This is a genomic window from Salipiger sp. (genome assembly GCF_059781815.1).
The window spans coordinates 1-3470 of record NZ_JBYNAH010000335.1; the positions used below are offsets into that span (position 1 = coordinate 1).

The window sequence follows — 3470 nt, forward strand, 5'->3', positions numbered from 1 at the left end:
CGCCATCCACTTGTTGTGGTTAATTCTGCAACTGTTAGCCCGGCAGTGCGGACTCACTGTTGTGCAGCCGCGCTGCCGGCGCCCTCGGGATACTGAACCGTGACGCTGATACGACGGTTTTCAGGGGCATCCGGCGCCGCGGCATTCAGCGGCTCGGTATCCGCCAGACCCGAGATGCGCGTGATGCGTTCCGGGCTGACTCCATTGGCCATAAGCACCCTGCGCGTGGCGTTGGCACGGTCGGCAGAGAGCTCCCAGTTCGAGTAGGTCGCCGCCCGCGTGTAGGGCACCGAATCGGTGTGTCCGGAGATTGTCAGCTCGTTCGGCAACTCGACAACGGCGTCCGCGATGATCCGCAGCAGGTCGCGGGTGCGATCCTCGATCCGTGCGCTGCCGGTGGCGAACATCGATTCTCCGCTCTTGTCGACGATCTGGATCACGAGCCCGTTCTCGGTCCGGTCGAAGCGCAGATTGTCGGAGTAGCTTTCAAGCTCGGGGCTGCTGACCACCTGCTGCATGATCTGCTGTTCGAGCCGGTCCTGCGCCTCGTCCCACTCCTTCTGTGCCCGTTCGGCAGCGGCGGCGGCGCGGGCGGTCTCCATCGGATCGCTGCCCTCGTTGATCGTCGCGCTTTCCTGCCGACCCTCGGGGCGGGTGTCGTACTCGACCTGGATGTTGGGATTGGTGTCGCGCAGTCGGCTGTCGAACACCGCAAGCGGGTTCTCCTGCCCGAAGCTCGGCAGCTGCACCGGAGTGGCGGGGCCGTCGGTGCCGCTCATCACACCATCGGTGGCCAACACCGTGCCGTCGAGCAAACCGTCTCCGCGCCCGCCGCTCTGCGACAGGCTGGGGGTGAAATAATCCGCGAGGCCGCGCAGCTTTTCTTCGTCCGAAGCGGCAAGAATCCACAGCAGCAGGAAGAACGCCATCATCGCCGTCATGAAGTCGGCATAGGCAACCTTCCATGCACCGCCGTGGTGGCCGTGACCGTCATCCTCTTCGATCCGCTTGATGACGATCGGTTGCTCGTTGTTTCCCGCCATGGGCTAGCCTCAGTCCTGGCCGATCGGCAGCGTCCGGTCGTATTTGCCCAGACCCGCCTCCTTTGCGTGCGCAGCCTTCTTGCGCGAGTAACTCGGAGCCACCAGCGGGAAGTCCTCGGCCAGTCCGAAGGCGGTGCGATACTCGGCCTCCGTCATGCCATGCTCGGCCCCGAGGTGGCGCTTGAGCATCTTGAAGCCCCGCCCGCAGCACAGGCAGAACACCTTGTCCTCTGTCACCGCCTGATCGAGCGGCAGCGCCGGGCGCATCCTGGCCTCGGCGGGAGCCGGCACCGGGGTCTCCTCGGTCGGTACGTGGTCGAGCTCTCCGGAGAGGCGCCGGTAAAGCGCCACGATCTCGTCGGGGCTGACATCGGGGCGCGAGGCGTAGGCCGCCACGATGCGGCTGACCGTCTCCTGCTTCAGATCCTCTGCACTCATGCTGCTGTCCCTGCCTTTATTCTTGTCCTTGTTGGGCCGTGGATGGGTCCCGCCACCGCTGGCCGCAAGTTCGTTCGAGGGTACTTTTGAGTATACTTACCTGTCCCTCGTGTTTTTCCAAGCCTATCCTTGAAGGTTCATGGATTTGGCGGCATCCCGCCGGGCCGCATAGGCGCTCGAAACCATGGGGTAATCATCGGGAAGCCCCCATTTCTTGCGGTATTCTTCGGGAGTCATTCCCAGCGTCTCCCTCAGATGACGCCGCAACAACGGGCGGCGCTGCCCGGTCTCGAGGCACAGCAACGTTCCGTCCCGGTCGCCATCGCGCCGTATCGAAACGGATTTCCCGTGGCGGCTGCCGACGAGTCGTTGCAGAATTCGGCGCAGGTTGATCCTCATCCCCGGCTCTCTTCTTGTTGTTACTTGTTAATCGCGATGTCGTGTCAATCTTGTCATCAGTTAAGAAATACGCAGGTAAGGTTAATCCTCGATGAAAAGTTCTGAATTTGTTTGCGAATCCTTGCCTTCCCTTGCGACCAACTCAACCCTAACACGAACATGATAAAGAGAGCATCCTTCTCGGTAGTCGTTGAGCGGGATACCGCCCGCCGAAACGACTGGGCAGAGCTTCTGCGCGGCGCCGGATTGCGCCGCGTTCTGCGCCGCGCCCGCCCCGCCGAGATGTCCGACCTGATCTTTCCCGAGGCGCCGCTCACCGCGATGATCGTCGGGCTCACCGCCCACGGGCCGCGCGACGATGCCATGCTGTCGCTGATCGCCAGCGTGCGGCGGCAGGTGCCCGGTGCCGTCATCCTGGCGGTCGATCACGGCAACCGTCCGCGCGGCGCCGCCGATGCCTTCGCCGCCGGCGCCGACGATGCGCTCCGGGCCGATCACGATGCCTCAGAACTGCGCGCCCGTCTCGCGGCCCGGCTGCAGAATGCCGCCAAGGGCGGGCAGCGCGCCGCCTGGCTGGCGCGGCTCGGGTTCACGCCGCTCGAAGAGCGGATCTTTACGGTTCTGAATGCCCGGAGGAACGAGATCGTCAGCCGCTCGGCCCTGGCCGAGGCGCTCGGGGAAGAGGAATGGAGCTATGGCGACCGTCGCATCGACGTGCATATCGCGCGCATCCGCCAGAAACTCGACGCCCAGTTCGACGGAGCCGTGACGCTGCGCACGGTGCGGGCCCAAGGCTATGTCATGGAAGGTGAGCCGCGGCTCTGAGCGCGTGGCTCAGTCCGCGCCGTCGTCCGCCGCGATGAGATGCTGCGGCACCTCGTGCGGCTCCGGCGTTTCGACCGCGTTGATCATCGTCCCGGCGGTCAGACCGACCCCGGTCAGGAAAACGACCGCCACGCGCATCGGCGTCAGGAAGCGGCGGCGCTTGCGCACCGGCGCCTTCAACTCGGCCTCCGCCGCGGGTTCCGGCGCCGGCTCGGGGATCACCGCGCCCGGCGCGACGAAAACGCCCTGCGCCGTGATGGTGACTTCGGCGACCCGCGCCGCGCCCGAGAACCGCGCCCGCAGACCGGCCGGAAAGCGCTCTTCGGGAATGTCGATCACCAGCGGCTCGCCCGGCTGCCAGCCCTCGACCGCCTTGCGCGGCAGCACGAAACGCGAGAGATCGTCGCGAAAGCCGACCTCCTGCACCAGCCGGGTGCAGGTCTTGATATCGACAAGCTCGGGCGCCAGCGCCAGACGGACGCCACGGCGGCCGATGCGCAGCTCGCCCTCGGCGAAGAAGCACTCGACCTCCGAGATTGCCTCGGCGGGCACATAGCCCTGCGGGATCTCGGGCGCCTTGGGCCGGGCTTTCGGCTTCTCGCGCACTTCGGAGAGATGCAGACGCGGGCGCCAGAAGAACGGCTCGGAGTTGCGCCCCGGCGCCTTTTGCAGCGCGGCACGGGCCGCGTTCTTCTCGCGGCGCTCGCGCGCCTTGCGGTCTTTTTCGAAGTGGTAGTTGATCAGATAGTCGGCGGCCATCTCGGC

5 protein-coding genes are annotated in these 3470 nt (G+C 65.7%); 1 reads left to right on the forward strand and 4 read right to left on the reverse strand.

What is annotated here, in order from left to right; translation table 11 throughout:
* Positions 1-53: 53 nt before the first annotated feature.
* From AC6RA4_RS24145 to AC6RA4_RS24155, 3 genes are all read right to left on the reverse strand, one after another.
* Complete coding sequence (locus AC6RA4_RS24145) at positions 54-1043, reverse strand: flagellar motor protein MotB (protein ID WP_500164656.1); 990 nt, start codon at positions 1041-1043, stop codon at positions 54-56.
* A 9-nt stretch (positions 1044-1052) separates the two neighbouring features.
* Positions 1053-1481 (reverse strand): Ros/MucR family transcriptional regulator, encoded by a 429-nt coding sequence (locus AC6RA4_RS24150; RefSeq protein WP_500164658.1) that lies wholly within the window; start codon positions 1479-1481, stop codon positions 1053-1055.
* A gap of 123 nt (positions 1482-1604) precedes the next feature.
* Positions 1605-1880: a MucR family transcriptional regulator gene (locus tag AC6RA4_RS24155; protein ID WP_500164660.1), complete on the reverse strand. Its 276-nt coding sequence runs from the start codon at positions 1878-1880 to the stop codon at positions 1605-1607.
* A 159-nt stretch (positions 1881-2039) separates the two neighbouring features.
* Between AC6RA4_RS24155 and AC6RA4_RS24160 the strand changes: the two genes are divergently transcribed.
* Positions 2040-2705, forward strand: coding sequence for a helix-turn-helix domain-containing protein (locus tag AC6RA4_RS24160; protein WP_500164662.1), 666 nt, complete (start codon positions 2040-2042; stop codon positions 2703-2705).
* Positions 2706-2714: 9 nt separating this feature from the next.
* Here AC6RA4_RS24160 and AC6RA4_RS24165 read toward each other — a convergent pair.
* Positions 2715-3470 (reverse strand): hypothetical protein (locus AC6RA4_RS24165; protein WP_500164664.1); only part of this gene is annotated, 756 nt, incomplete at its 5' end.